The organism is Clostridium sp., assembly GCF_032576335.1.
GTDB lineage: Bacteria > Bacillota > Clostridia > Oscillospirales > Acutalibacteraceae > Faecalispora.
The window spans coordinates 104,959-129,349 of record NZ_JAWFXC010000006.1 but is presented as its reverse complement, the minus strand read 5'-3'; the positions used below and the strand labels follow the sequence as shown (position 1 = coordinate 129,349).

Here is a 24,391-nt window from a genome sequence, read left to right as displayed (position 1 = left end):
TCAGATCACCTCTGCCTTCCCACCGGCAGCCTCAATCTTCTGCTTTGCCGCTTCAGAGAAGGACGTTGCCTTTACTGTCAAGCTCTTCGTTAGCTTGCCGTTAGAAAGAATCTTCACTCCGTCAAAGGAATTTCTCACGATGCCGGCATCCAGCAGAGCCTGAATGTCTACAACAGCGCCATTGTCAAAGGATTCCAGCGTACCAACGTTGATCGCAACGATGTCCTTTGCAAAAATATTGACAAAGCCTCTTTTCGGGATTCTTCTCTGCAGAGGCATTTGACCGCCTTCAAAACCTGCACGGAATCCACGGCCGGATCTAGCCTTCTGGCCTTTATGACCCTTGCCGGAGGTTTTGCCCCAACCGGAGCCATGTCCTCTGCCGATTCTACGGGCCTTTTGGGTGGACCCGGGTACTGCAGATAAGTCATGCAACTTCATTTACTCGCACCTCCTTGCTTACGCTTTGCTTACCTCGATGAGGTGGATAATTTTTGCCACCTTGCCTTTGGTCTGAGGATTATCGGGCTGCGAAGTGCAGTCACCGATTTTATGCAAACCAAGGGACTGAGCGGTCGCAATCTGGTCCTTGTGGCTGCCAATGAGGCTCTTAACCAACTTGATCTGAATCTGTGCCATATTGCTGCCCCCCTTGTTACAGAATCTCTTTTGCAGATTTACCGCGAATCGCAGCAACCTCTTCAGCAGTGCGCAGCTCAGCAAGACCTTCAATGGTTGCACGAACTACGTTGCAAGGGTTGTTGGAGCGCAGTGCTTTTGTACGAATATCTTTAATACCAGCTGATTCTACCACTGCACGAACGGCGCCGCCAGCAATAACACCAGTACCGGGTGCGGCGGGCTTCATCAGCACGCGGCCTGCACCATATACACCAATTACTTCATGAGGAATTGTGCTGCCACGCAAAGAAACCTTAATCAGGTTCTTCTTGGCGTCCTCAATTCCCTTACGGATGGAATCCGGAACTTCGCCTGCCTTACCAATACCGAATCCTACTGTTCCGTTGCCGTCACCGACAACTACCAGAGCGGCGAATTTGAAAATACGACCGCCTTTTACAGTTTTGGAAACGCGGTTAATCGCAACAACGCGCTCTTTTAAATCCAAAGTAGATGCGTCAATTCTAGCCAAAAGTATTCCTCCTTCTCTTAGAACTTGAGGCCGCCCTCGCGGGCGCCTTCGGCCAGCTCTTTGACGCGGCCGTGGAAAATATAACCGCCGCGGTCAAATACGACCTCGGTGATCCCCTTCTCAGCCGCGCGCTTAGCGATTAGCTCGCCAACCTTTTTTGCGGCCTCTTTGTTTCCGCCATTGCCAGTAAACTCTTTGTCCAGTGTGGAAGCTGCTGCGAGAGTAACCCCCGCAACATCGTCGATAATCTGGGCGTAGATGTTCTTGGCGGAGCGGAATACATTCAGGCGCGGGCGCTCTGCAGTGCCCGAAACCTTGCCGCGCACACGACGGTGGCGGTTCAGCCTGGCTTTATTTGTATCAGCCTTGTTCACCATTTTGATTCACTCTCCTTCAGTTACTTCTTAGAGCCCTTACCGGCCTTGCCTTCCTTACGGCGGACATATTCACCAACATAACGAATACCCTTGCCCTTATACGGCTCCGGCGGACGTTTCTCGCGGACTTCCGCGGCAAACTGGCCAACCTTCTGCTTGTCAATACCATGAATGATAATCTTGTTGGGCGTAGGAGCTTCAATTTGAATCTCGTCATTTTCAGACACGATTACCTGATGGGAATAACCTAGGTTCATAACCAGGTCCTTGCCCTGCTTCTGTACACGGTAACCAACACCCAGAACGTCGAGCTCCTTCTTAAAGCCCTCCGTTACACCAACTACCATGTTGTGCAGCAGCGTACGGGTCAGGCCGTGCAGTGCACGGTTATCCTTCTCATCGTTCGGGCGGGTTACGAGAAGCTCGTTGCCCTCCTGAGAGATCGTCATGTTCGGGTGGAACTGCTGAGTCAGCGTTCCCTTAGCACCCTTAACAGTAACAACGTTGCCATCGATTTTAACATCGACACCAGCGGGAATATTTATGGGTTTTCTTCCAATTCGCGACATAGTTGCACCCCCTTGTTTACCAAATAAACGCTAGAACTTCGCCGCCAACGTTTTCTTTACGAGCCTGACGGTCTGTCATAATGCCCTTAGAAGTTGAGATGACCGCGATGCCAAGGCCTTTGAGAACCTTTGGCAGATCTTCTGCGTTGGAATAGATGCGCAGGCCGGGTTTCGACACTCTGCGCAAGCCTTTAATGACGGGGGTCTTACCCTCGCCGTACTTCAGATTCACTTTCAGAATCCCCTGTTTGCCGTCCTCGATCACCGTGTAGTTCTTTACATATCCCTCTTCAACCAGAATCTTAATAATAGATTCTTTCATGTTGCTCTTGGGAATCTGAACGGAATCGTGCTTCGCAGCATTCGCGTTGCGAATACGGGTGAGCAAATCAGCAATTGTATCTGTAATCTGCATACCGTTCCCTCCTTTGCTTTACCAGCTGGCTTTTTTCACGCCCGGGATCTCACCCTTATGGGCAAGCTCGCGGAAGCATATGCGGCAAATCCCGAACTTGCGGAGATAAGCATGCGGCCGGCCGCAAATTTTGCAGCGGTTATGCTCTCTGGAGGAAAATTTTGCCGTCCTCATTTGTTTGATTTTCATAGATGTTTTGGCCACAATAATCCCTCCTTATCTCGCAAACGGAGCGCCCATGAGCGTTAGCAGCTCGCGAGCCTCTTCGTCGGTTTTTGCGGTGGTTACGAAGCAGATATCCATTCCACGTACCTTGTCGATTTTATCATACTCGATTTCGGGGAAAATCAGCTGCTCCTTAATGCCCATGTTGTAGTTGCCGCGTCCGTCAAAGGAATTCGGGTTAATGCCTCTAAAGTCTCTAACGCGAGGCAGTGAGACATTGAAGAAACGGTCGAGAAACTCATACATGTTCGCTCCTCTGAGCGTAACCTTAACGCCGATATTCATGCCTTCACGCAGCTTAAAGTTTGCAACAGATTTCTTCGCTTTGCAAACCTGGGGCTTCTGGCCGGTAATCGCTGCAATGTCAGTCATAATGGCGTCGATTACCTTAGAATTGTCACGAGCCTCACCGGCGCCTACATTAATGACTATTTTGTCGAGCTTGGGGATCTCCATCACACTCTTGTAGCCGAATTTCTTCATGAGCGCGGGCGAGACCTCCTGCTTGTAAAACTCCTTCAGTCTGGCCATGTCCTATCTTTCCTCCCTTACAGCGACTCGCCGCATTTTACGCAAACGCGGTCTTTGGTGCCGTCCTCATAGAGCTTATGCGCAACACGAGTGGGCTTTCCGCAGCGAGGGCAAACGATCTGAACCTTGCAGGCGTACAGAGCGCCCTCGGCCTTTACGAGTCCGCCCGGGGCACCCATTTTGCGGGGCTTTACATGCTTGGTTACCATGTTGCGGCCCTCAACGATTACTTTCCCCTCTTTGGGGCTAACCGCTAGAACCTTTCCCTGTTTGCCGCGCTCTTTGCCGCTCAAAATGATGACGGTGTCACCAGTTTTTACATGAACTTTGTTATTCATTAGTGAACACCTCCATTACAGTACTTCCGGGGCAAGGCTTAAGATTTTCAGGTAATCTTTGTCGCGCAATTCTCTGGCAACAGGCCCAAAGATACGCGTGCCCCTAGGATTTTTATCATCTTTAATCAGAACCGCCGCATTCTCGTCGAAGCGGATATACGTTCCGTCTTGGCGGCGAACGCCAAAAGCGGTACGAACAATAACCGCTTTAACAACGTCGCCTTTTTTAACAACGCCGCCGGGTGCTGCTTTTTTAACGGAAGCCACCACAACGTCGCCAATATTGGCATACCTTCTGCCGGTGCCGCCCAGCACGCGAATGCACATAAGCTCTTTCGCGCCGGTGTTATCGGCAACCTTGAGGTAAGTCTGCTGTTGTATCACAGTGCGTTCCTCCTTCGCTCAAAGCTACTTATTTGGCTTTCTCAATAATTTCAACAAGACGCCATCTTTTTTCTTTGGAAAGGGGACGGGTCTCCATCACACGCACACGGTCACCGATGGTGCACTCATTGTTCTCATCATGAACCTTAAGTTTCACGGTACGTTTGATAATCTTATTGTAAAGCGGATGCTTCACGCTGTCTTGGATAGCGACAACGGCGGTTTTGTCCATCTTATTACTGACGACCTTGCCGACGTTGGTTTTTCTCATATTTCTGTCACTCACAGCTTAATCCTCCCTTCCCATTACGCTTTCGCGCTGTCCTTAAGCTCATTGTCACGCAGAATTGTCTTAATGCGGGCAATGTCCTTTTTGACAGCGGAAATTCGCATCGGGTTGTCAAGCTGATTAATGGCAAGCTGAAAACGCAGGTTGAAAAGCTCTTCTTTGAGATCCTTCAGCTTGCTTTGCAGCTCTTCGGTTGTCAACTCTCTAATCTCTGCGGCCTTCATGATTGCTCACCACCCGTTTCTTCCTTCTTGACAAACTTGCATTTAATCGGCAGCTTGTTTGCAGCAAGGCGCATTGCCTCTCTAGCGGTTTCTTCAGCAACACCGCCGATTTCAAACATAACTCTGCCGGGTTTAACAACAGCCACCCAATACTCAGGTGCGCCTTTACCGGAACCCATGCGGGTTTCTGCCGGCTTCTTAGTAACAGGCTTATCCGGGAAAATCTTGATCCAGACTTTACCGAATCTCTTTGTGTAACGGGTCATTGCAATACGGGCAGCCTCAATCTGGTTCGAAGTGATCCAGGCAGGCTCTGTAGCCTGCAGGCCGAAATCGCCGTATGCGACCTTGCTTCCGCGATATGCTTTACCGGTCATACGACCGCGGTGCACTCTGCGGTATTTCACACGTTTAGGCAGCAACATTATTTATTGCCTCCTTCCCTCTTGGGCTTGCGGTTATCATGAAGAACCTCGCCTCTGTAGATCCACACCTTTACGCCAATACGGCCATAGGTGGTAGCAGCCTCGGCAAAACCGTAGTCGATGTCTGCACGGATGGTCTGCAGCGGGATAGTTCCCTCATGGTAGTGCTCAGTACGGGCAATTTCAGCACCGCCCAAACGGCCGGAAACCTGAGTTTTAATGCCTTTTGCGCCGAGCTTCATAGCGCGGCCCATGCACTGCTTCATTGCACGGCGGAACGAAATTCTCTTTTCGAGCTGCTGAGCAATGTTTTCAGCAACGAGCTGTGCATTCAAATCGGGGGATTTCACCTCAACGATATTGATGGATACCGGCTTACCCAGCATCGCTTCGCACTGTACACGTAGCTTTTCAATCTCTGCGCCGCCCTTGCCAATGACCATGCCGGGCTTTGCGCAATGGATGTGAACGCGAACCTTAGAAGCGTCACGCTCAATCTCAATTTTAGGAACACCCGCGGAAGCGAGCTGCTTCTTCAGTGTTTTACGCAGCTTGTAATCCTCGACCAGGGTGTCGCCAAAGACATTGTCCTTCGCGAACCAGCGGGAATCCCAATCTTTAATTACGCCCACACGAAAGCCGTGTGGATTGATTTTCTGGCCCATAGTTTACCTCCTCCGCTATTCTTTTTCCTTGAGCACGAGGGTAACGTGCGAAGTTCTTTTCAAAATTCTGAACGCGCGACCCTGCGCTCTGGGGCGAATGCGCTTGAGGATCGGGCCAGGGCTGACGAAGCACTCTGCAACGTACAGTCTGGTAACGTCCATATTATGGTTATTCTCAGCATTAGCAATGGCCGACTTCAGCAACTTCTGAAGGTCTTCAGTTGCGGCCTTTGGGGTATGCTTCAGGATAGCCATTGCAAGCTCTGTATCCTTGCCCCGGATCAAATCCAGCACAATTGATACTTTGCGGGGAGAAATACGGGCGTATTTCAAATAAGCCCTTGCTTCCATTGTATACACTCCTTTCGGCCTTATCTGGTAGTTTTGGATCCGGCGTGACCTTTAAAGGTTCTGGTGGGGGCAAACTCACCGAGCTTGTGCCCAACCATATCTTCGGTAACATAAACCGGAACATGCTTGCGGCCGTCATGGACGGCAATGGTATGACCGACGAAATCCGGGAAAATAATCGAAGCTCTGCTCCAGCTCTTGATGATTTTCTTTTCACCGGCGGCGTTCATCTCTTGAATCCTTTTCAGCAGGATAGGCTGAACATAAGGACCCTTTTTCACACTTCTGCTCATCAGTTAAGCTCCTTTCTGTCCGCCTTACTTACTATTTCTGCGCTTCACGATAAACTTATCGGAGCGGTTCTTCTTAGAACGAGTCTTGTAACCCAGTGCAGGTTTACCCCAGGGGGTAACAGGGCCGGGACGACCAACGGGAGATTTACCTTCACCACCACCGTGGGGGTGATCGTTCGGGTTCATAACAGAGCCGCGAACGGTAGGACGCCAACCCATGTGGCGCTTACGACCGGCTTTACCGATCTTTACATTCTCGTGATCGAGGTTGCTGACCTGGCCAATGGTAGCCATGCACAGCTGAGAAACGTTGCGAAGCTCACCGGAAGGCAAACGAAGCAGCGCCATCCCGTTTTCCTTTGCCATAAGCTGAGCCTGGTTACCAGCAGAACGAGCCAACTGGCCGCCCTTGCCGGGGTAAAGCTCAACGTTGTGGATAAAGGTACCAGTGGGGATATTTGCAAGCGGCAATGCATTGCCGGGCTTAATATCTGCACCCGCACCGGAAACGATTGTGTCGCCAACTTTCAGACCGTGGGGAGCAATGATGTAGCTCTTCTGGCCATCCTCGTATTGAACGAGTGCAATGAAAGCGGAACGGTTGGGATCATACTCTAAAGTAAGAACCGTGGCCGGAATGTCTGCTCTCTGGCGCTTGAAATCGATCACGCGGTACTTCTTGCGGTTTCCGCCTCCGCGATGGCGAACCGTGATTCTGCCATAGCTGTTACGGCCGGACTTTTTATTCAGCGGCTCCAACAGGCTCTTCTCAGGGCCTTTTTTGGAGAGCTTAGAATAATCTGTTACCGACATATTGCGGCGACCCGCGGTCGTCGGTTTATAGTTAATAATAGGCATTCGGTTTCACACTCCTTGTTGTGGCTTTGCGGGGATTAGCCAAATCCCCATACTTTGCCCCTGCCTCAGGATCGGCAGGATTCTGTATACTAAGTGGTAATATCGAAAAGCCGATATTACATCATACCCTCGAAGAATTCGATCGGCTTGCTGTCTTCGGTTAGAGCAACAACTGCTTTCTTCCAAGCAGCAGTGTAGCCCTGGGTTCTGCCCTGACGGCGCAGATGCCCGCGAACATGCAATGTGTTCACCTTAGCAACCTTAACCTTAAAAAGCTCCTCGATAGCGCGCGCAATATCAATTTTGGTAGCATTGCGGGCAACCTCGAAGGTGTACTTCTTAGCGCTAATGGTGCTCATGCTTTTTTCAGTAATAATCGGTCGAACAACAATCTCATGTGCAGTCATTACGCATACACCTCCTCGATCTTGGCCACAGCATCCTTAAGCACGATGAACTTATCAGCATTGAGGATGTCGTAGACATTCAGAGTATTTACGGTGGCTGTTTTCACGCCCTGCAGGTTTGCAGCGGAAGCAATGACCTTCTTGTTCTCTTCAGGGAGAACGATCAAAGCCTTCTTGTCAGCGCCAAGCGCCTGGAGCATGGAAACGATCACCTTTGTTTTGTATTCATCCATTGCAATTTGATCAAGAACAATAATCTCGTTGTCGATCACCTTGCTAGAGAAAGCAGATTTCATGGCAAGACGGCGAACCTTCTTGTTCACGGTATATCTGTAGTCGCGGGGCTTCGGTGCAAATACGACACCGCCGTGTCTCCACTGGGGAGCGCGGATGGAGCCCTGTCTTGCGTGACCGGTGCCCTTCTGGCGCCAGGGTTTTCTACCGCCGCCGGCAACCTCCGCGCGAGTTAGCGCAGATTGTGTGCCTTGACGCTGATTTGCCAGATAGTTTTTCACCAGCTGATGCATTACTGCGACATTGGGTTCAATTCCGAATATAGCTTCAGCAAGTTCGATTTGTCCAACTTCCTTACCAGCCATATCAAGTACTGCTACTTTCGGCATTCTAATTCCTCCTTCCCTTACGCCTTCACGCTGTCGCGGATGACAACAACGCCGCCGTTAGGACCAGGGATAGCCCCTTTAATAGCGATCAGATTGTTTTCGGCATCTACCTTGACAACGGTCAAATTCTGAACGGTAACCTTTTCAGCACCCATGTGTCCAGCAGCCTTCAGGCCCTTAAACACTCTGGAGGGGCTGGAGTTGGCACCCAGAGAACCGCGGTGTCTGGCAACAGGGCCGGTACCGTGGGTTTCTTTCAGTCTCTGGAAGTTCCAGCGCTTAATCGCACCGGCGTAACCCTTACCCTTGCTCGTGCCGGAAACATCAACCTTGTCCCCTTTTTCGAAGACATCGGCCTTGATCAGGTCGCCTACGTTATAGGCGTCTGTGTTGGAGAGTCTGAACTCTCTCAGAGTTCTTTTGGGAGCTACGTCCGCTTTTGCGAAGTGGCCCTTCAGGGGTTTATTCAAACGGTTAAGCTTTCTGTCGCCAAAACCGACCTGAATTGCTGCGTAACCATCGTTATCAACTGTCTTTTTCTGCGAAACAACGCAGGGACCAGCTACAACAACAGTGACGGGAACAACATTCCCCTTTTCATCGAAGATTTGCGTCATGCCAATCTTCTTGCCAATGATTGCTTTTTGCATGTTTTTACCTCCTATGCAGGTTATTGGTTGGTTTTTCACCAACGTGACCCCAGCCGCTCGGTTGGTCGATTAGAGTTTAATCTCAATCTCGACGCCCGCGGGAAGTTCCAGGCCCATCATTGCCTCTACTGTTTTGTTAGAGGGTCTGAGGATGTCGATCAGTCTCTTATGGGTTCTCATCTCGAACTGCTCACGGCTGTCTTTGTACTTATGAACAGCGCGCAGAACGGTGATGATCTGCTTTTCAGTCGGCAGCGGAACGGGGCCGGATACTCTGGCGCCTGTACGCTTTGCTGTTGCAACGATCTTCTCTGCAGACTGGTCTACCAGCTGATGATCGTAACCCTTAATTCTGATCCTGATTTTTTCTTTGACTGCCACTTGAATCGCCTCCTTGTTAATAGTTGGCGGGCGGCGTTTTTAAAACCTAACACTGCTCCGGGTGTTTCACCCTTACACATTAAAAACCGGATTGACTTCTCAAGCGAAGTTAATCCGGGAAAGGCACAAAAAAACGTCTGGGCAAAACGGCGCACGTATGGCCTTGTTCTGTCCCAAAATATCTGTCGCCCGGTTTAAAATCGGACATACTCCACGGAAAAACCGGCATTTCTGCCGCAACCTCCCGCTTCATCGCATATCTGTCGCAGTCACGCTCAATTATAATACCATATGGGAAAACAGATTGCAAGAATTTTTTTCTCTTTTGTGTAAGAAATTTTACTGTAATATTTGTTCATATTAACTAAAGCGTTTTTGATTCAAATGTGTCTTCTTCCATCTGCTTGCGGAACTGATTCAGTGCATGCTCTTCTGGATTTACATCCACCTTTAGAAATGGCTTCATCTCAAAATAAGGTACCACAATCTGGTATACATCTCCCAACACATAAGGCAACGGGAGTGAAAAGCCAATTCCGTCCGGAGTCATATAAACGGATGTTTCTTGAAAATTTTGCGCGATTGTGGAAGACGAAAGCGCCTCGGCAATTTCAGGTGGGGCATTGTCGCGTACCGCCTCCCAAACTACCTCATACAAATCTTCCTCCTGCTTTAGTAAATCAGAAGATGAAAGGGCTTTTCCTGTTTGAAGGTCAAAATTTACTGAGCGAGTATATTTGCTAGGGTGAGCAGCATCTGAGCGGCCAAACATAACCGTAAACAGTACGCTCACGTAATTACCACTTTGGCGGGTCAACTCATAGTCTGTGCGGATGGTGACCTGCACGGTTTGTTTGGAGGATGCATCTCGTTCTTCTACATATCCGCCAACCTCCGCATCACGGAGTGCCGCCTCTTTCACCGCCGCATTCAACGCTTCCGAGTGCTTCATCCCAAGAAATACAGGATAGGCAATCGTATAGTTCTTTCCATTGCTTTGAAAACGAAACAGCTCACGACGTACCGCAGCCGTGGAAACCTGCTCTGAGCTATCCGGTTCAGACGACTCTGCGTCAGAGGATACTTCGGATTGCTCTGGCAATGACGATTCCGGCAGCGAGAGTTCTTCGGAAGAAGATGGAGCAGAGCTTTGCGCGCCGCGTTGTACGCACCCTGTGAGCAGAGAAAACAGCAGCGCAACGGCCGCCCCTACTGCAATTAGTTGTTTCATATCATCTTCCCCTTTTAGTAGAAATCTTCAACTTGCTTCGTACAATCATCGCGCGAGCAGAAATCATTCGGTTGCAAAAAAATAGAGCCATTTTATTCAATATGCCTTTTGGCCCCCGGAACATATCGTCACTTATCATTACAGAAGCGGGGCCATCCAAAAGATCGTAATCTTCCTCTGATTCTATTTTTGTTGTAAACATAATCGGGTAAGGATACAACTCCTTGTAAAAACGCCAACCCTGTACCGCAGCAGCAAAAACAACTACCGCCACACAACGAACAAACCATTTCCTCATAACTGTTTTCTCTTTCTCCCAATATACCGTTTCATTTGTTCCCTCTTAGCCAGAATCATTATTGGAGAAAACAAATTCGCGAAGAAAAGTGATGAGTGAAAAAAACCGTATGTCCAGCCCCGTAACTTACCCTTTTTATTTACTACAATTGAAGTAGGGCCATCCGCAGAAGCGATGATCCCAATCGCCATTGCGTCATCACCAATTTTTTGTTGCAGCTTCCAGCCAGCCAGTGCCGCGGCACCAAGCCATAACACAGATGAAATCAGTAAACCTTTGCAGACCTTTTTCATAGGTTTCTCTTTTCCCCCTTTCTTATTCTTCATAAAAGGAAAAAAGGGAAAGGGATGACAGACATCCTCTTTCCCCTCTAAACATCATTTCCACTGGTTTAAACCACGGTTACGGTAAAGCCTTAATACGCCTTGCCCCAATAAACCATCGCTTTGGCCTTTTGCCCACAGCAGACACAGGTCTCCGTAATCTGTTCCTGCTCAAAGGGCATACAACGGGAGGTAACTCCAACCAATTCCTTTAGTTTATCCTCACATTCGGTACTGCCGCACCACATTGCTTTTACAAAGCCTGGCTTTTCATCCGCAACTTGGCGGAATTCATCCAATGTCTTTACGGTGTAGGTCATACTCTCACGGCGGTTAAGCGCCGCTTCGTACATTCCCTTGCGAACCGTTTCGAGTTGATCCAATACAGCCTGTTCCAGTTCAGCCAGAGAGACAAACGTCTTCTCACGGTCTGTTCTGCGGACCAGCACACATTGGTCCTTCTCTATATCCTTGGGTCCGATCTCCAAACGGATCGGAACCCCTTTCATTTCGTACTGAGCAAATTTCCAGCCGGGCGATTGATCACTGTCGTCCACCAGAACACGGCAAACCTTTTTGAGCCTTTGCTCCAGTTCTCTGGCTTTTTCCAGAACGCCTTCCTTGTGCTGCGCCACCGGTACAATCACAACCTGAATGGGTGCAATTGCCGGGGGCAGAACCAAACCGCTGTTATCACCGTGGGTCATAATGATTCCACCAATGATACGGGTGCTAAGGCCCCATGAGGTTTGGTAAGGGTGGCAAACGGAATTATCTCTGCCTTGGAACGTGATGTCAAAGGCTTTTGCAAACCCGTCGCCAAAATAATGGCTGGTACCGGACTGCAGCGCCTTGCCGTCATGCATCATGGCCTCAATGGTATAAGTCATTTCCGCGCCGGCAAACTTTTCCTTGTCGGTCTTTCTTCCCTTAATAACAGGAATGGAAAGCTCATTCTCACAAAGCTCTGCATACACTCGCAGCATCTGCTCGGTTTCAGCCTTAGCTTCTTCCGGCGTTTCGTGCATGGTGTGGCCCTCCTGCCAGTGGAATTCCACCGAACGAAGGAACGGGCGAGTGGTTTTCTCCCACCGCACTACAGAACACCATTGGTTGTAAAGCTTTGGCAGGTCACGCCAAGATTGAATTTTACGCGCGTAATAATCACAGAACAAGGTTTCAGATGTAGGGCGAACGCAAAGGCGTTCGGGAAGCTCCTCGCTGCCGCCATGGGTTACCCACGCAACCTCGGGTGCAAAACCCTCCACATGATCCTTCTCTTTTTGGAGCAGGCTTTCCGGAATAAACATTGGCATCGAAACATTCTGGTGCCCCAGTTCCTTAAAGCGCTTATCCAAAAGGTCACGGATGTTTTCCCAAATGGCGAAGCCATACGGTTCAATTACCATACAGCCGCGCACACTGGAATAATCCATCAATTCTGCTTTCTTAACAATATCGGTATACCATCTGGCAAAGTCCTCCTCCATAGGAGTAATGGCCTCTACCAATTTCTTTTTTTCGGCCATGAGTTTCTTTGCTCCTTATTACTTCTTCTCCTTTTTGCCGCCTGTGAATTTCTCCAGGCCGACAATCAGAGCGTAAATCAAAATCATAACGATAAAAATACCGAGCATTCCCTTGCCCATTAGTTCAAGAGAATGGTCAATTGAGCTAGACTCAACAGGGCCCATAACGCCTTGAAAAGCAATTGCTAACATAGTCAAATTCATAATACAAGCCCTCCTTAAGCCAAGAATACTTTAGCCAGAGACAGAATGATACCGCCAGCAACAACGGAACCGATCTGACCAGCAACGTTTGCACCAACTGCATGCATCAGCAGGTGGTTCTGGTTGTCCTCTTTGAGTGCCATCTTCTGGATAACACGAGCGGACATCGGGAATGCAGAGATACCTGCACCACCAACCATGGGGTTAATCTTCTTACCCTGGGGCAGGAAGACATTCAGAATCTTTGCGAATACAACGCCACCAATGGTGTCGAAAACAAACGCAAACAGACCCAGTGCCATAACGATTAATGTACCCATGTTCAGGAAGCGTTCTGCCTGCATGGTAAACGCAATGGTAATACCGAGGAAAATGGTAATCAAGTTTGCCAGCGGGCCCTGTGCTGTCTGAGACAGGCTCTCGAGGCGACCGCTCTCGCGAATCAGGTTACCAAACATCAAGAATCCTACCAGTGCTACGGAATCGGGAGCAATCATACCCGCGATCAGAGTAACAATGATGGGGAACAAAATCTTAGTGGTTTTGGTAACAGACTTCGGGTTGTAGGGCATACGAATCATACGCTCTTTCTTGGTGGTTACCATCTTAATTGCTAAGGGCTGAATAACTGGCACCAGAGCCATGTACGAATACGCCGCAACGGCAATTGCACCCATATAAGCACTGCCCAGTGTCTGGGAAACGAGAATGGAAGTCGGGCCATCAGCGGCACCGATAACACCAATGCTCATTGCATCCTTCAGCGGGAAGCCAAGCAATACTGCCAGCACAACAGTCAGGAAGATACCAAACTGTGCCGCACCACCGAACAGAAGCATCCGGGGGTTGGAAAGAAGGGGTCCAAAGTCGATCATTGCACCAATACCTACAAACAGCAGAAGCGGGAATGCTTCGGATGTTTCAATACCGGTCTGGAACAGCCAGGTAACAATACCAGGTGCTCCCTCAACAGAAGTATGTCCGGCAGCATCAACAACAATGTTGCCAAGCACACCCGGCATGGGTAAGTTAACGAGGATTGCACCAAAGCCCATAGGAAGCAACAGTGCGGGTTCAAAATCTTTTTCGATTGCAAGCCAAATGAGAAGCGCTCCAACTGCCCACATGACCAGCATTTTCGGGTGGGCGGCCATATACTGCACGCCGTCAACTAAAAAGCTGAATTCATTCAACGATTTTTACTCTCCTTTTGAAAATATTTTATTTTCCATGCTAACTTCATACATTATATCGGCTTCCCTTGTGATTTTCAAGTCAAAAGACTAAAAAATCACAAAAAAACCGCTGTGCTAGGCACAACGGCTTTCTTTTTTTGTAGAATATACAGTTTTAACCATATTTATGCTAGTTTTATACAGTTTTAAACATGGCCTTCAATGTATTTCACAAGTTCCCCGACCGTTTTAATGTTATCGACCTCCGTGTCGGGAATCTCGATTTCAAATTCATCTTCAATCGACATCAACAAATCGACCACATCCAAAGAATCCGCACCTAGGTCATCCACAACGGATGTGTCTAAAGTAATGGAGTCCTCCTCAACATCGAACTGTTCGCTGAGGATCGCCTTCACCTTCTCAAAAACCATCCTTTTTCCTCCTTACCGAATGTAATAAAAAATGATCGCACACGAGCAATCTAGAATATTGTATTGTATCCTACAATTTCCCTACCCACATATTATTAGCAAACTTTCTCTTTGTCAATAGAAATTATCACATTCCTGATTATTTCTTTTTTAAGAACTTTTCAAATGAGAAATTCATTTTTTATTCAACCAAGCTTTCTGTGTCCCTGTTCAGATCATCTCCCTTTATCAATGACTTAAATTTCCATTTTAAAAAATTTCTTGACAAACTTTTTCAGATTGTTTATGATGAACGCAAGTCGAAAGAAAAGAATACCGGAGGGTTTTCATTTATGGGCGCAATTCGAAACAGTGTGCGATTTACAAGCTTTAGCTATCCCCGCTTTTATTTTGCGTGGGATTTTTTCGCATGCTCCAATTGCTGCCATGACTGTTTTCACCCATCTGAATTTATTACTGGCGCCGGGCGTTCTAAACGCTACTGAAAAATAGCCAACGTAATGTTTAGTAAGGGACGAAGCTGCATAGCAGCCTCGTCCCTTTTTTGTAATTTCGGGAGAGTGCTGCTATGTATGGAATAAAACGGAATGATAATTCTGTGTAATTTCATCTTTTAACATGCTCTGCATATTGGAGAAACTTAAAAGCAGTTTTCAGAACCTCAGTCAAAAATCCTTTCGGCAGATACCGAGGAGGAATCTATCATGAAAAAATATCATTTTGGCCTAATCGGCTTTCCCGTTGGCCACACTATGTCGCCGTTTATCCACAACGAACTGTTTCGCCTATCGGGAATCGATGCGGATTACACGGTGCTATCGGTCTCACCGAAGGAGCTGACAGAGCCAGCACACAAGGAACGCTTTCTTCAGCTCGATGGTTTTAACGTTACCATTCCGCATAAGCAAGCCGTAATGGCACTGCTTCATGAAATTGACGAAACGGCGGCAGCATTTTCCTCCGTAAATACGATTAAAAATGAGGCTGGCCGACTTTGTGGTTTTACTACAGACGGTATCGGTTTTCAAAAATCTCTGCGATCTGCCGGTATTGCCATGGGTAGCAAAAACCTAATACTTGGCAGCGGAGGCGTTTCTCGCGTAATAGCTTTTGAGCTGGCCGATGCGTCCTATTTTCCAGATATTACAATTTGTGTTCGTGAAAGCGGACTTTCCTCCGCTGCTTTACTTGCAGAATCGCTGCGGGAGCGTATGCAGAAACAGCAAAAAGATTCTATTGTACATGTCTGTCAGTACAATGATCTTGACCCCAGCGAAGCCTATGGCCTAATTGCAAACGGCACTCCACTTGGCATGTACCCAAGCAACCATACTATTCCCCAGCTACCTGATGAATTATACCGAAATGCAACTGCTGTATTTGATGCAGTCTATAATCCGGATGAAACCGAATTCTTAAAAAAAGCGCGCAATGCCGGAGCTAAGGCAATTGGCGGAATGGATATGCTAGTGTGGCAGGCAGCTGCGGCTCAAAGCATTTGGTATGGGGCGGAGTTTGAACCAGAACAGATTTCCCGAATTAGTAAAAGTGCAATTTTAGAAATGAACCGCATGTTTGGCGGTAAGAAGGAGTGATTGCAGATGTGCGGCAATATTGTGTTATGCGGGTTTATGGGGAGTGGAAAAACAACCGTTGGGCAGGTGCTTGCCCAAAAAAGCGGCAGAGCTTTTTTTGACCTTGACCAATATATTGAACAGCAAGAAGGCAAAACCGTGACTCAAATTTTTGCTGAGCAAGGTGAAGAAGGCTTTCGAAAGCTTGAAACCAAAGCGGCACGTAAGCTCTCCGAACAAAACAACCTTATTATTGCAACAGGCGGCGGTGCCGTATTAAAAGAAGAAAATGTTGAAATCTTACGCAAAGGCGGAGTCCTTATCCACCTAGATGCTTCTCTGAACGCTGTGGAGCAACGCCTAAACGGTTTAGATGACCGTCCTCTTTTACAAAGGGATGACCGGCAAGAATTTTTGCGCATACTATATGCAAAACGAATCCCACTGTACCGTACCGCTGCACATCTTAGCGTAAATGCAGATTACAGCCCAGACGACGTGTGCGAGCAAATATTACAAAAAGCACGTTTCTTTTTCAGCAAAAACACTTGACAAACAAATTAAGATATTTTATTATGAACCCAAGTTTAAAACAACTCATCGGAGGAAACATTCTCATGAACGTTATTCAGAACAGTGTGCGATTTACAAGCTTTGGCTATCCCCGCTATTTTTTTGCGTGGGATTATTTTGCATGCTCTGAATACTGCCGTGACTGTTTCCATCGGTCTGAATTTACTTCTTGCACAGGGCGTACTGAACGCCACTGACTTTTTGCAAAGTAATATTTGGTAAGGGACGAAGCTGCCTGGCAGCCTCGTCCCTTATTTTTTTATTTAAAACCATTTTAGGAGGGTACTAACATGATTATTGTATTAAAACCGGAATGCACGAAAGAGCAGCTTGAACAATTCATCCAGAGGCTTACAGGCGAATACGAGCTTCAGGTAAACACTTGGGTCGGCACACAGAGAACCGTTCTTGGCCTGATTGGAGATACCTCAAGTGTAGATATGGATAATATAGCGGCACAGGATTGGGTGGAAAGCGTAAAGCGCGTACAAGAGCCTTACAAAAAATCGAACCGTAAGTTCCACCCAGACAACACCGTGATCACGCTTCCCGGTGGGCAAAAAATAGGCGATGGCTCCCTTACCCTCATTGCCGGGCCATGCTCCGTAGAGGGCGAAGAACAAATTTGCGGAATTGCCGAGCGAGTAAAGAGCGCAGGCGCAAAATTCCTGCGAGGTGGCGCATTTAAGCCCCGCACCTCTCCCTACTCCTTCCAAGGCATGAAAGCAGAAGGCCTAGAGCTTTTGAGTGAGGCAAAGAAAAAGACGGGTCTGCCAATCATCACGGAAATTATGCGTGTTTCACACCTCGAGCTATTTGATGATGTAGACATTATTCAAGTTGGTGCACGCAACATGCAGAACTTTGAGCTGCTCAAAGAGCTTGGCAAAATAAATAAGCCCATCCTCCTCAAGCGTGGGCTTTCCAGTACGATTGAAGAACTATTGATGAGCGCTGAATACATTATGGCAGGCGGCAACGAGCAGGTTATTCTCTGTGAACGCGGAATTCGCACCTTTGAGCCGTACACCCGTAACACGCTTGATATTTCAGCCATTCCGGTACTAAAAAAACTTTCTCACCTTCCGGTAATTGTGGACCCCAGCCACGCTGGCGGAATCGCATGGTTGGTTGAACCTCTGGCGATGGCAGCCGTTGCTGCTGGTGCAGATGGATTAATCATTGAAGTGCACAACGACCCTCCCCACGCTCTTTCGGATGGAGCACAGTCCTTAACGCCCAACCAGTTCGACAAGGTCGCCTCCCGTTTGTTCGAGGTTGGCGAGGTTTTCGGTAAAACTCGGTAAGCCACTAGATCGTAGCTTGAACAAATTGGTAAGGAGAGTGCTGTATTTTGCAACCAACACACCAAACCGGCAGGCGCAAGCCAAACGAGCGGAACCCGGATCAACTAGATATTACCATTGTTGGCCTTGGGCTGATAGGTGGCTCTATGGCAAAAGCGCTATCGAAGCAAAACCATTGTGTCTCCGGTATAGACCAAAACCCAGAGGTTCTGGAGCAGGCACTGCAATGTGGCGCTATCCGCAAAATTGCAGATGACACCACGCTGCAAAAGGCAGACCTGATTCTTTTATGCTGCTACCCACAAGCCTGCATCGAGTTTATCAAGGAAAAGGGTCCTCTTCTTGCCGGTGTATTGGTAAGTGACACCTGTGGGGTAAAGGGAGCCATCTGCCCCGAGCTGACTCAGCTCTCCCGTAAGTATGGTTTTACCTTTGTTGGAGGGCACCCAATGGCCGGGAAAGAACAAAATGGTTTTACTGTCAGCGAAAGTGGATTGTTTTTGGGAGCGAGCTATCTGCTCATCCCTTGCGAAGCACCGGAAGAGGATGTTACACTGATGGAACACTTGGCGTACTCTGTTGGTGCAAAGCAGACCATCCTCACCACACCGGAGCACCACGACGAAATGATTGCATTTACCTCTCAGTTACCCCACGTGCTGGCCTGCGCTTACGTTATGAGCCCCTTATGCCCGGAACACCGGGGCTACTCCGCGGGGAGCTATCGCGATGTTTCCCGTGTGGCACGCATCAACGAAAATCTGTGGAGTGAACTATTCCTCGAAAACCGTGAGCCATTAACCCGCGAAATTGACACCCTGCTTTCGCATCTTACTGCGATTCGAAATGCGGTAGAGGGGAATCAACCAGAGACACTTCGCAGACTGCTTCGGCAAGGGCGAGAGATAAAAGAAAGGCTGGGTGAATAAATGGAGCTGAATATACAAACCTCCAGACCCTACCAAATTTTGATTCAGCGCGGTTGTCTGAACCAACTGGGGGAACAAGCAAGCACACTTTTCCGGGCTGGCGGGCGCGCCATGATTATTACCGACAGCAACGTTGGACCATTGTATGCACGCCGTGCAGCAGATTCTTTGGCTATGGCAGGCTTTGTACCAGATGTTTTTACATTCCCTGCCGGGGAAGAAAGCAAACGCCTTTCTACTATAGAACAAATCTACTCCGCTATGGCAGAACAGAAAATGACGAGAACCGATTTCATCGTAGCGCTGGGCGGCGGTGTAACGGGTGATATGGCGGGCTTTGCCGCCGCCACATTCCTGCGGGGTATTGGATTTATACAAATACCAACCTCCCTGCTTGCGCAAATTGATTCATCTGTTGGAGGGAAGACCGGAGTAGATTTGCCGCAGGGCAAAAATCTGGTTGGGGCTTTTCACCAGCCTCGGCTGGTATTAATTGACCCCGACATTCTTTCAACTTTGCCGTCCCGTTTTTTTGCGGATGGCATGGGGGAAGCAATTAAGTACGGCTGTATTAAAAGCAGAGCCTTATTTGAATTAATAAAAGGAAACGACGTAGCCAATAATCTACAAGTATTAGAGCAAATGATTTATGAGTGTGTAAACTGCAAGCGCATCGTAGTAGAAGCCGACGAATTTGATACCGGCGAGCGAATGCTTCTGAATTTTGGCCACACACTCGGGCACGCTCTTGAAAAATACTACGACTTTGGAAAGCTAACTCACGGAGAAGCCGTTGGTATTGGAATGGTAAAAATCGCTCATGCAGGGGAAGCACTGGGTTTCACCAAACCAGGCACAGCGGATGAAATTGCCGCACTGCTCACACAGTACCACCTTCCCATAAAAGACTGCGCCCCGGCAGAGAGCCTTGCCAGTGCTGCTGCATTTGACAAAAAGGGGATGGGCGGCACGCTGAATTTGATTTTACTGCGTGAAATCGGGCACTCATTTGTGCACCCTATTCCCAAGCAAGATCTTCTTCCTATTATAATGAAAGAAAAGGAGGGCAGTATATGAGCCAAGCAATCGTTGCCCCATCTCGCCTTTGTGGCTCGGTAACCGCACCACCCTCCAAGAGTCTTGCACATCGCGCCATACTATGTGCTGCGCTCGCGCGTGGTATCAGCCGCATTACCCACGTGGCAGATTCCGAAGACATGCGTGCAACCATTGGTGCTTTGGAGATACTAGGGGTTCAGGTACAACGAGAAGGCGATATCATCCTCATTGACAGCAGTGGAAAATGGGAGGATGAAGCGGAAATTGATTGCCTTGAATCCGGCTCTACTCTGCGCTTTCTCATTCCCATACTGGCAGCACTCGGTATTAGCGCCAAATTAACCGGACAGGGGCGGCTTCCCTACCGCCCGCTGAACACCTATTTAGAGTGCCTTCCCTCTCACGGTGCCATTTTAAACACTCACGGCGGGCTCCCGCTTGAAATCGACGGAGGACTGATTCCCGGCGAGTACGAACTGCCGGGAAATATTAGTTCCCAGTTTATCACCGGGTTATTATTGGCACTCCCTCTTTTACCGGGAGACAGCTGCATTCGGCTTACTACTCCATTGGAGTCCGCCGGATACATTGATTTAACACTTTCCGTCCTACATGATTTTGGCATCAATATCCGCACAGTGGAAGGTGGTTGGGAGGTTCCCGGTTGGCAGCAATACCAGCCACGCGATTACACCGTGGAGGGCGATTGGTCACAGGCCGCCTTTTTTCTAGCCGCAGGAGCACTTGGCGGTGAAATTTCCATTCACGGCCTGCGCAGAGACTCCGCGCAGGGGGACCGGGAATCTGCTGCGCTATTCCAGCGCTTCGGGGCGCAGGTTGAGTGGCAGGGAGAGGCTCTTACCGTCTCAGGCGCACCCCTTAGTGGTATTCCCATTGATGCTACACAGATTCCCGATTTGGTTCCGGTGCTCGCTGCTACTGCTGCACTGGCAGAAGGGCGCACGGTGATTACCGGCGCCGCCCGCCTTAGGCTGAAAGAAAGCGACCGCTTGGAAGCGATGACAGAAGCACTTGCAAAGCTAGGTGCGCGCATTACCCAACAGCCAGATGGCCTAATCATTGACGGTGTACCACAGCTCTCACCCGGCACGGCCGACGGGTGCAACGACCACCGGATTGTAATGGCTTTGGCCATCGCCGCATTGCAGGGCAGTAATCCCACCATTATTACAGACGCAAACAGTGTCGCAAAATCCTATCCCAATTTTTTTGAGGAATATAATCGGTTAGGGGGAAAAGCCAATGTCGTCTAGTTTTGGAGAGATGATACGAATCAGCATCTTTGGCGAAAGCCATGGCGAAGCAATTGGTGTGGTGCTGGACAATGTACCAGCCGGCTGCCCCATTGATGAAGTACAACTCGCCTTGCAAATGGCACGCCGTGCCCCAGGGCGCGATACAACCTCCACCCCTCGCCGTGAGAGTGATCACGTTCGCATCGTAAGCGGATTGCTGAACGGCAAAACCACTGGCGCCCCCCTTTGCGGAATGATTGAAAACACCAATACCCGTTCCTCAGACTACGAGAGTCTGCGGGTACTGCCGCGCCCGGGTCATGCGGATTACACCGGAGCGGTTCGCTACAATGGTGCGAACGATATACGTGGAGGTGGTCATTTTTCTGGCCGGCTCACTGCTCCGCTTACCTTTGCCGGTGCAATCTGCCGCCAAATTCTATCTCTGCACGGAATTCGCATTGGCGCACACGCTCTTCAAATTGGATCTATATTGGATACTGCTTTTGACCCAGTTGATATTTCCGATGCTCTTTTGGAACGCATTTCAACGGAGTACTTTTCTCTGATTGACCGCTCCGTACAAACAGCCATGATGCAAGAGATTGAAAACGCGCGGCTACAAGCAGATAGTGTAGGCGGTGTGGTGGAGTGTGCTGTAACCGGGCTGCCTGCCGGTATTGGCTCACCGATGTTCTATGGTGTGGAAAACGTGCTTTCTTCCATTCTATTTGGTATTCCCGCCGTAAAAGGGGTAGAATTTGGAGATGGATTTGCCTGCGCATCCCTGCGGGGCAGTGAAAATAACGATGCGTTTACAGCTGAAAATGGTCAGGTAAAAACCGTTACCAATCATTCCGGGGGAATTCTCGGCGGCATTACCACTGGAATGCCTGTCATTGTACGGGCAGCATTGAAACCAACTGCCTCCATTGGGCAGGAACAGGAAACTGTAAACCTCACCACTTTGCAAAACGAACCTCTGTCGATTCATGGTCGCCACGACCCCTGCATCGTTCCCCGGGCAATTCCAGTGGTGGAGTCCGCTGTTGCAATAGGTCTTATCAATTTAATGGCAGAAAGGGGTAAGCTGGTATGACACTCGAGGAGATTCGAGATAGAATTAATCAGATTGATAATCAACTGCTTCCCTTACTCATAGAACGCCTGGAATGCGGGCGAGAAGTCGCAAGAGTAAAACAACAAACGGGCGGCCCCATATTGAACCCCGAACGAGAGCGGGAAATATTAAACCGTATGGAAAGTCAAGCCGGAGATTACGGCAGAGAGATACGCGTCATCTATGCTGCATGCATGGAGGCGAGCCGCGCTTTGCAGCACCGTTTACTCAACAGTGGGGAAAAATTGCGCTCCCTGATTTTAAGAGCACAAGAGAACCTCCCTGCTGGCGGACACATTGCCTGCCAAGGCGCAGAGGGTGCCTATTCTCACCAAGCGGCACTGCATTTATTCCCAGAGGGTGAACTAGCCTTTTCCCCCTCCTTTCAAGAAGTGTTTGAGTCACTTAAAAATGGTACTGCTGATTTTGGCATTCTTCCGGTTGAAAATTCATCCGCAGGCTCTGTAACGGATGTATATGACTTGATTCTAAAGTACCGTTTCTATATTGCAGCAGCTGCCTCTGTAAAAATTGAGCATTGTCTTGCCGCACCATCGGGAGTTCACCTCAACGAAATAAAAACGGTGTATTCCCATCCGCAGGCGTTGGCGCAATGCACGGAATACCTGAATCAAAACAATCTTACTACTGAACCATTTAGCAATACTGCCGCCGCTGCAAAAATGGCAGCTACGCAAGGTGGCAGCATTGGGGTTATCTGTTCACAGCAGGCTGCAGAAACCTATGGCCTAACCATACTTAACCGCAACATTCAAAACTCTCACAGTAACTGCACTCGCTTTATAGCGGTGTGCCGTGAACCGATTATTCCGGCGGATGCACAGAAAATAAGCCTTTGCTTTTCTCTGCCGCACACCACTGGTTCCCTTTCCGCCATTTTATCTCGTTTTTCTTTGCATGGGCTCAATCTTACGAAAATTGAATCCCGTCCTTTGGCAGATAAAAACTTTGAGTATGATTTTTATCTGGATTTCACTGGGAATGTGCGGGAAGCTAGCACGCTTGATTTAATTGCCTCTTTGCACGAGGAACTACCTCGTTTCTCTTTCCTGGGAAATTATCGCGAACGCGAAGTCACTCCCTGACCCCTATATATAATGAAAAGGACGTTTTACCTGTTGGATGTTTCTCCTTCAGATAAAACGTTCTTTTTTGAATAGCCATTCCCTGTATTCCGCTTTGCTAACTGCTTGGCAATAGCCAAATTTAAATTTTAGTAATATGGTTCGCATTACTGAATTTAATAAAAAACCAATAAAAACGTTGGGGTATGGCTCCTTAATATTTGAAACATCTATTGGAACAGAATTTGCATTTGGCCGAACTGTAGCATTAGCGGATACTGCTCCTGCTGATAGGCAGGTAATAACTGAGCATAAACCAAAAGTCATCCATTGTTTTTTCACGTTTAGCAACTCTTTATATATTTTTTAATTATTACAATCAGCAACCTAAATGGAATTTCAATACACAAATATTATTTTTTCTATTTACATTTCCAATATAGGCTATTACTATTTCTTATCCCGTTTTCTTCCCCACTGAAGAAAAACCCATCTGCTGATTCTGTCCACATCTAATAAATAAAAAAGCAAGCATCCCCCCTCAGGTATCTGCCTAAAAGGAGGATGCTTGCATTTGTTTTGAAGATTTTTTACTCAGCCTTTTGACGGAACCGATGCGTCTTTTAAGCGCACCACCAATTCAATTTCGCAGGGAGCATTGCCTGGTAGAGAGCTTACGCCAACTGCACTACGTGCCGCACAGCCATGCGAACCAAAAATAGACACGAAAAGGTCGGATGCTCCGTTGCCAATTTTAGCATGGTTCTCAAATCCATCTTCGGTGTTAAGGAATACCGTCATCTTCACAATTTCTGCTATGTTATCCAGCCCACCGGCATAGTAGTCTAAAATGGTCAGGCAGTTCATAGCGCAGGTTTTAACAGCCTCATAGGCCTGTTCTTCGCTTACCTCAACTCCAATTTTGCCCGTTAAAATCAGTTTTCCTCCCTGCTTGGGGGTTTGTCCGGCAGTAAAAATAAATTCTCCCGCACGTACGGCAGGGGAATAGTTTGCGGCAGGCGGGTTAAACCCCGGCAGCTCAATACCAAGTTCTTTCAGTTTATCAAAAACACTCATTATGATACTCCTCTTTTTATGTAAATAACTTATCGCTAGACTTTGTACCGAACACTCTA

39 protein-coding genes are annotated in these 24,391 nt (G+C 48.4%); 8 read left to right on the top strand and 31 right to left on the bottom strand.

Annotation, left to right across the window (positions count from 1 at the left end; all coding sequences use genetic code 11):
- From rplO to acpP, 29 genes are all read right to left on the bottom strand, one after another.
- Complete coding sequence (gene rplO / locus E7L17_RS08825) at window positions 1-441, bottom strand: 50S ribosomal protein L15 (protein WP_085831978.1); 441 nt, start codon at window positions 439-441, stop codon at window positions 1-3.
- An 18-nt stretch (window positions 442-459) separates the two neighbouring features.
- Window positions 460-639: a 50S ribosomal protein L30 gene (gene rpmD, locus E7L17_RS08820; protein ID WP_316322883.1), complete on the bottom strand. Its 180-nt coding sequence runs from the start codon at window positions 637-639 to the stop codon at window positions 460-462.
- A 16-nt stretch (window positions 640-655) separates the two neighbouring features.
- Window positions 656-1,153: a 30S ribosomal protein S5 gene (gene rpsE / locus E7L17_RS08815; protein ID WP_316322882.1), complete on the bottom strand. Its 498-nt coding sequence runs from the start codon at window positions 1,151-1,153 to the stop codon at window positions 656-658.
- Between the two features lie 17 nt (window positions 1,154-1,170).
- Window positions 1,171-1,530 (bottom strand): 50S ribosomal protein L18, encoded by a 360-nt coding sequence (rplR, locus tag E7L17_RS08810; protein ID WP_085831975.1) that lies wholly within the window; start codon window positions 1,528-1,530, stop codon window positions 1,171-1,173.
- A 20-nt stretch (window positions 1,531-1,550) separates the two neighbouring features.
- Entirely contained in the window at window positions 1,551-2,099 is a 549-nt protein-coding gene (gene rplF, locus E7L17_RS08805; protein WP_316322881.1) for a 50S ribosomal protein L6, read from the bottom strand.
- Window positions 2,100-2,115: 16 nt separating this feature from the next.
- On the bottom strand, window positions 2,116-2,514 hold the full coding sequence (gene rpsH, locus E7L17_RS08800) for a 30S ribosomal protein S8 (RefSeq protein ID WP_085831973.1): 399 nt from the start codon (window positions 2,512-2,514) through the stop codon (window positions 2,116-2,118).
- Window positions 2,515-2,532: 18 nt separating this feature from the next.
- Window positions 2,533-2,718 carry a type Z 30S ribosomal protein S14 gene (locus tag E7L17_RS08795; RefSeq protein ID WP_283609451.1) on the bottom strand — a complete coding sequence of 62 codons (186 nt, stop codon included), beginning with the start codon at window positions 2,716-2,718 and terminating at the stop codon, window positions 2,533-2,535.
- A gap of 12 nt (window positions 2,719-2,730) precedes the next feature.
- A complete protein-coding gene (rplE, locus tag E7L17_RS08790) occupies window positions 2,731-3,270 on the bottom strand; it encodes a 50S ribosomal protein L5 (protein ID WP_316322880.1) in 540 nt (179 codons plus the stop codon).
- 17 nt (window positions 3,271-3,287) lie between these two features.
- On the bottom strand, window positions 3,288-3,608 hold the full coding sequence (rplX, locus tag E7L17_RS08785) for a 50S ribosomal protein L24 (protein ID WP_009065525.1): 321 nt from the start codon (window positions 3,606-3,608) through the stop codon (window positions 3,288-3,290).
- A gap of 15 nt (window positions 3,609-3,623) precedes the next feature.
- A complete protein-coding gene (rplN, locus tag E7L17_RS08780; RefSeq protein ID WP_085831970.1) occupies window positions 3,624-3,992 on the bottom strand; it encodes a 50S ribosomal protein L14 in 369 nt (122 codons plus the stop codon).
- Window positions 3,993-4,020: 28 nt separating this feature from the next.
- Entirely contained in the window at window positions 4,021-4,278 is a 258-nt protein-coding gene (rpsQ, locus tag E7L17_RS08775) for a 30S ribosomal protein S17 (protein WP_316322879.1), read from the bottom strand.
- Window positions 4,279-4,298: 20 nt separating this feature from the next.
- Window positions 4,299-4,505, bottom strand: coding sequence for a 50S ribosomal protein L29 (gene rpmC / locus E7L17_RS08770; RefSeq protein WP_085831969.1), 207 nt, complete (start codon window positions 4,503-4,505; stop codon window positions 4,299-4,301).
- Window positions 4,502-4,930, bottom strand: coding sequence for a 50S ribosomal protein L16 (gene rplP / locus E7L17_RS08765; protein ID WP_085831968.1), 429 nt, complete (start codon window positions 4,928-4,930; stop codon window positions 4,502-4,504). Before rplP ends, rpmC begins: the two co-directional genes overlap by 4 nt.
- Window positions 4,930-5,595 (bottom strand): 30S ribosomal protein S3, encoded by a 666-nt coding sequence (gene rpsC / locus E7L17_RS08760; protein ID WP_009065761.1) that lies wholly within the window; start codon window positions 5,593-5,595, stop codon window positions 4,930-4,932. Before rpsC ends, rplP begins: the two co-directional genes overlap by 1 nt.
- A gap of 15 nt (window positions 5,596-5,610) precedes the next feature.
- Window positions 5,611-5,946 (bottom strand): 50S ribosomal protein L22, encoded by a 336-nt coding sequence (rplV, locus tag E7L17_RS08755; protein WP_316322878.1) that lies wholly within the window; start codon window positions 5,944-5,946, stop codon window positions 5,611-5,613.
- A 20-nt stretch (window positions 5,947-5,966) separates the two neighbouring features.
- The gene (gene rpsS, locus E7L17_RS08750; protein ID WP_085831966.1) at window positions 5,967-6,239 is read right to left on the bottom strand and encodes a 30S ribosomal protein S19; all 273 of its coding nucleotides are present in this window, start codon (window positions 6,237-6,239) and stop codon (window positions 5,967-5,969) included.
- 24 nt (window positions 6,240-6,263) lie between these two features.
- Window positions 6,264-7,097 (bottom strand): 50S ribosomal protein L2, encoded by an 834-nt coding sequence (gene rplB, locus E7L17_RS08745; RefSeq protein WP_316322877.1) that lies wholly within the window; start codon window positions 7,095-7,097, stop codon window positions 6,264-6,266.
- 116 nt (window positions 7,098-7,213) lie between these two features.
- Entirely contained in the window at window positions 7,214-7,504 is a 291-nt protein-coding gene (rplW, locus tag E7L17_RS08740) for a 50S ribosomal protein L23 (RefSeq protein ID WP_316322876.1), read from the bottom strand.
- Complete coding sequence (gene rplD, locus E7L17_RS08735) at window positions 7,504-8,127, bottom strand: 50S ribosomal protein L4 (RefSeq protein WP_316322875.1); 624 nt, start codon at window positions 8,125-8,127, stop codon at window positions 7,504-7,506. Before rplD ends, rplW begins: the two co-directional genes overlap by 1 nt.
- 17 nt (window positions 8,128-8,144) lie before the next feature.
- A complete protein-coding gene (rplC, locus tag E7L17_RS08730) occupies window positions 8,145-8,777 on the bottom strand; it encodes a 50S ribosomal protein L3 (RefSeq protein ID WP_316322874.1) in 633 nt (210 codons plus the stop codon).
- Window positions 8,778-8,846: 69 nt separating this feature from the next.
- Window positions 8,847-9,158: a 30S ribosomal protein S10 gene (gene rpsJ / locus E7L17_RS08725; RefSeq protein WP_316322873.1), complete on the bottom strand. Its 312-nt coding sequence runs from the start codon at window positions 9,156-9,158 to the stop codon at window positions 8,847-8,849.
- A gap of 109 nt (window positions 9,159-9,267) precedes the next feature.
- Entirely contained in the window at window positions 9,268-9,468 is a 201-nt protein-coding gene (locus tag E7L17_RS08720) for a hypothetical protein (RefSeq protein ID WP_316322872.1), read from the bottom strand.
- A 54-nt stretch (window positions 9,469-9,522) separates the two neighbouring features.
- Window positions 9,523-10,389, bottom strand: a complete 867-nt coding sequence (locus tag E7L17_RS08715) for a hypothetical protein (protein ID WP_316322871.1) — start codon at window positions 10,387-10,389, stop codon at window positions 9,523-9,525.
- 1 nt (window position 10,390) lies between these two features.
- Window positions 10,391-10,687, bottom strand: a complete 297-nt coding sequence (locus E7L17_RS08710) for a hypothetical protein (protein WP_316322870.1) — start codon at window positions 10,685-10,687, stop codon at window positions 10,391-10,393.
- Window positions 10,684-10,980: a hypothetical protein gene (locus E7L17_RS08705; protein ID WP_316322869.1), complete on the bottom strand. Its 297-nt coding sequence runs from the start codon at window positions 10,978-10,980 to the stop codon at window positions 10,684-10,686. Before E7L17_RS08705 ends, E7L17_RS08710 begins: the two co-directional genes overlap by 4 nt.
- Window positions 10,981-11,102: 122 nt before the next feature.
- Window positions 11,103-12,539: a proline--tRNA ligase gene (gene proS / locus E7L17_RS08700; RefSeq protein WP_316322868.1), complete on the bottom strand. Its 1,437-nt coding sequence runs from the start codon at window positions 12,537-12,539 to the stop codon at window positions 11,103-11,105.
- 18 nt (window positions 12,540-12,557) lie between these two features.
- Window positions 12,558-12,743 (bottom strand): hypothetical protein, encoded by a 186-nt coding sequence (locus E7L17_RS08695; protein WP_316322867.1) that lies wholly within the window; start codon window positions 12,741-12,743, stop codon window positions 12,558-12,560.
- Between the two features lie 14 nt (window positions 12,744-12,757).
- Window positions 12,758-13,879, bottom strand: coding sequence for a sodium ion-translocating decarboxylase subunit beta (locus E7L17_RS08690; RefSeq protein WP_316323017.1), 1,122 nt, complete (start codon window positions 13,877-13,879; stop codon window positions 12,758-12,760).
- A 245-nt stretch (window positions 13,880-14,124) separates the two neighbouring features.
- Window positions 14,125-14,352 (bottom strand): acyl carrier protein, encoded by a 228-nt coding sequence (acpP, locus tag E7L17_RS08685; RefSeq protein WP_085831954.1) that lies wholly within the window; start codon window positions 14,350-14,352, stop codon window positions 14,125-14,127.
- Between the two features lie 704 nt (window positions 14,353-15,056).
- On the opposite strand from acpP, the gene E7L17_RS08680 reads away from it, so the two are divergent.
- The 8 genes from E7L17_RS08680 to E7L17_RS08645 all read left to right on the top strand — a co-directional run bounded on the left by E7L17_RS08680 (window position 15,057) and on the right by E7L17_RS08645 (window position 23,276).
- Window positions 15,057-15,947, top strand: a complete 891-nt coding sequence (locus E7L17_RS08680) for a shikimate dehydrogenase (protein ID WP_316322866.1) — start codon at window positions 15,057-15,059, stop codon at window positions 15,945-15,947.
- A 6-nt stretch (window positions 15,948-15,953) separates the two neighbouring features.
- Window positions 15,954-16,478: a shikimate kinase gene (locus E7L17_RS08675; protein ID WP_316322865.1), complete on the top strand. Its 525-nt coding sequence runs from the start codon at window positions 15,954-15,956 to the stop codon at window positions 16,476-16,478.
- A 311-nt stretch (window positions 16,479-16,789) separates the two neighbouring features.
- Window positions 16,790-17,806, top strand: a complete 1,017-nt coding sequence (aroF, locus tag E7L17_RS08670) for a 3-deoxy-7-phosphoheptulonate synthase (RefSeq protein WP_316322864.1) — start codon at window positions 16,790-16,792, stop codon at window positions 17,804-17,806.
- Between the two features lie 47 nt (window positions 17,807-17,853).
- Window positions 17,854-18,735, top strand: a complete 882-nt coding sequence (locus E7L17_RS08665; RefSeq protein ID WP_316322863.1) for a prephenate dehydrogenase — start codon at window positions 17,854-17,856, stop codon at window positions 18,733-18,735.
- The gene (aroB, locus tag E7L17_RS08660; protein WP_316322862.1) at window positions 18,736-19,812 is read left to right on the top strand and encodes a 3-dehydroquinate synthase; all 1,077 of its coding nucleotides are present in this window, start codon (window positions 18,736-18,738) and stop codon (window positions 19,810-19,812) included.
- Window positions 19,809-21,068: a 3-phosphoshikimate 1-carboxyvinyltransferase gene (aroA, locus tag E7L17_RS08655; RefSeq protein WP_316322861.1), complete on the top strand. Its 1,260-nt coding sequence runs from the start codon at window positions 19,809-19,811 to the stop codon at window positions 21,066-21,068. The genes aroB and aroA overlap by 4 nt, the downstream gene beginning before the upstream one ends.
- Window positions 21,058-22,149, top strand: coding sequence for a chorismate synthase (gene aroC, locus E7L17_RS08650; protein WP_316322860.1), 1,092 nt, complete (start codon window positions 21,058-21,060; stop codon window positions 22,147-22,149). Before aroA ends, aroC begins: the two co-directional genes overlap by 11 nt.
- Window positions 22,146-23,276, top strand: a complete 1,131-nt coding sequence (locus tag E7L17_RS08645; RefSeq protein ID WP_316322859.1) for a bifunctional chorismate mutase/prephenate dehydratase — start codon at window positions 22,146-22,148, stop codon at window positions 23,274-23,276. Before aroC ends, E7L17_RS08645 begins: the two co-directional genes overlap by 4 nt.
- A gap of 48 nt (window positions 23,277-23,324) precedes the next feature.
- Here E7L17_RS08645 and E7L17_RS08640 read toward each other — a convergent pair whose 3' ends face one another.
- Together E7L17_RS08640 and E7L17_RS08635 are read right to left on the bottom strand one after the other, a co-directional pair.
- Window positions 23,325-23,597, bottom strand: a complete 273-nt coding sequence (locus tag E7L17_RS08640) for a hypothetical protein (protein ID WP_316322858.1) — start codon at window positions 23,595-23,597, stop codon at window positions 23,325-23,327.
- A 252-nt stretch (window positions 23,598-23,849) separates the two neighbouring features.
- Window positions 23,850-24,332, bottom strand: coding sequence for a RidA family protein (locus E7L17_RS08635; protein ID WP_316322857.1), 483 nt, complete (start codon window positions 24,330-24,332; stop codon window positions 23,850-23,852).
- Window positions 24,333-24,391 lie beyond the last annotated feature (59 nt).

Coding starts and splice junctions, on each gene's coding strand:
- rplO (WP_085831978.1), bottom strand. CDS start 441: ATGAAGTTGCATGACTTATCTGCAGTACCCGGGTCCACCCAAAAGGCC.
- rpmD (WP_316322883.1), bottom strand. CDS start 639: ATGGCACAGATTCAGATCAAGTTGGTTAAGAGCCTCATTGGCAGCCAC.
- rplR (WP_085831975.1), bottom strand. CDS start 1,530: ATGGTGAACAAGGCTGATACAAATAAAGCCAGGCTGAACCGCCACCGT.
- rplF (WP_316322881.1), bottom strand. CDS start 2,099: ATGTCGCGAATTGGAAGAAAACCCATAAATATTCCCGCTGGTGTCGAT.
- rpsH (WP_085831973.1), bottom strand. CDS start 2,514: ATGCAGATTACAGATACAATTGCTGATTTGCTCACCCGTATTCGCAAC.
- rplE (WP_316322880.1), bottom strand. CDS start 3,270: ATGGCCAGACTGAAGGAGTTTTACAAGCAGGAGGTCTCGCCCGCGCTC.
- rplX (WP_009065525.1), bottom strand. CDS start 3,608: ATGAATAACAAAGTTCATGTAAAAACTGGTGACACCGTCATCATTTTG.
- rpmC (WP_085831969.1), bottom strand. CDS start 4,505: ATGAAGGCCGCAGAGATTAGAGAGTTGACAACCGAAGAGCTGCAAAGC.
- rplP (WP_085831968.1), bottom strand. CDS start 4,930: ATGTTGCTGCCTAAACGTGTGAAATACCGCAGAGTGCACCGCGGTCGT.
- rpsC (WP_009065761.1), bottom strand. CDS start 5,595: ATGGGCCAGAAAATCAATCCACACGGCTTTCGTGTGGGCGTAATTAAA.
- rplV (WP_316322878.1), bottom strand. CDS start 5,946: ATGGAAGCAAGGGCTTATTTGAAATACGCCCGTATTTCTCCCCGCAAA.
- rpsS (WP_085831966.1), bottom strand. CDS start 6,239: ATGAGCAGAAGTGTGAAAAAGGGTCCTTATGTTCAGCCTATCCTGCTG.
- rplB (WP_316322877.1), bottom strand. CDS start 7,097: ATGCCTATTATTAACTATAAACCGACGACCGCGGGTCGCCGCAATATG.
- rplW (WP_316322876.1), bottom strand. CDS start 7,504: ATGACTGCACATGAGATTGTTGTTCGACCGATTATTACTGAAAAAAGC.
- rplD (WP_316322875.1), bottom strand. CDS start 8,127: ATGCCGAAAGTAGCAGTACTTGATATGGCTGGTAAGGAAGTTGGACAA.
- rplC (WP_316322874.1), bottom strand. CDS start 8,777: ATGCAAAAAGCAATCATTGGCAAGAAGATTGGCATGACGCAAATCTTC.
- E7L17_RS08715 (WP_316322871.1), bottom strand. CDS start 10,389: ATGAAACAACTAATTGCAGTAGGGGCGGCCGTTGCGCTGCTGTTTTCT.
- E7L17_RS08710 (WP_316322870.1), bottom strand. CDS start 10,687: ATGAGGAAATGGTTTGTTCGTTGTGTGGCGGTAGTTGTTTTTGCTGCT.
- E7L17_RS08705 (WP_316322869.1), bottom strand. CDS start 10,980: ATGAAAAAGGTCTGCAAAGGTTTACTGATTTCATCTGTGTTATGGCTT.
- proS (WP_316322868.1), bottom strand. CDS start 12,539: ATGGCCGAAAAAAAGAAATTGGTAGAGGCCATTACTCCTATGGAGGAG.
- E7L17_RS08695 (WP_316322867.1), bottom strand. CDS start 12,743: ATGAATTTGACTATGTTAGCAATTGCTTTTCAAGGCGTTATGGGCCCT.
- E7L17_RS08690 (WP_316323017.1), bottom strand. CDS start 13,879: ATGCTGGTCATGTGGGCAGTTGGAGCGCTTCTCATTTGGCTTGCAATC.
- acpP (WP_085831954.1), bottom strand. CDS start 14,352: ATGGTTTTTGAGAAGGTGAAGGCGATCCTCAGCGAACAGTTCGATGTT.
- E7L17_RS08680 (WP_316322866.1), top strand. CDS start 15,057: ATGAAAAAATATCATTTTGGCCTAATCGGCTTTCCCGTTGGCCACACT.
- E7L17_RS08675 (WP_316322865.1), top strand. CDS start 15,954: ATGTGCGGCAATATTGTGTTATGCGGGTTTATGGGGAGTGGAAAAACA.
- aroF (WP_316322864.1), top strand. CDS start 16,790: ATGATTATTGTATTAAAACCGGAATGCACGAAAGAGCAGCTTGAACAA.
- aroB (WP_316322862.1), top strand. CDS start 18,736: ATGGAGCTGAATATACAAACCTCCAGACCCTACCAAATTTTGATTCAG.
- aroA (WP_316322861.1), top strand. CDS start 19,809: ATGAGCCAAGCAATCGTTGCCCCATCTCGCCTTTGTGGCTCGGTAACC.
- aroC (WP_316322860.1), top strand. CDS start 21,058: ATGTCGTCTAGTTTTGGAGAGATGATACGAATCAGCATCTTTGGCGAA.
- E7L17_RS08645 (WP_316322859.1), top strand. CDS start 22,146: ATGACACTCGAGGAGATTCGAGATAGAATTAATCAGATTGATAATCAA.
- E7L17_RS08635 (WP_316322857.1), bottom strand. CDS start 24,332: ATGAGTGTTTTTGATAAACTGAAAGAACTTGGTATTGAGCTGCCGGGG.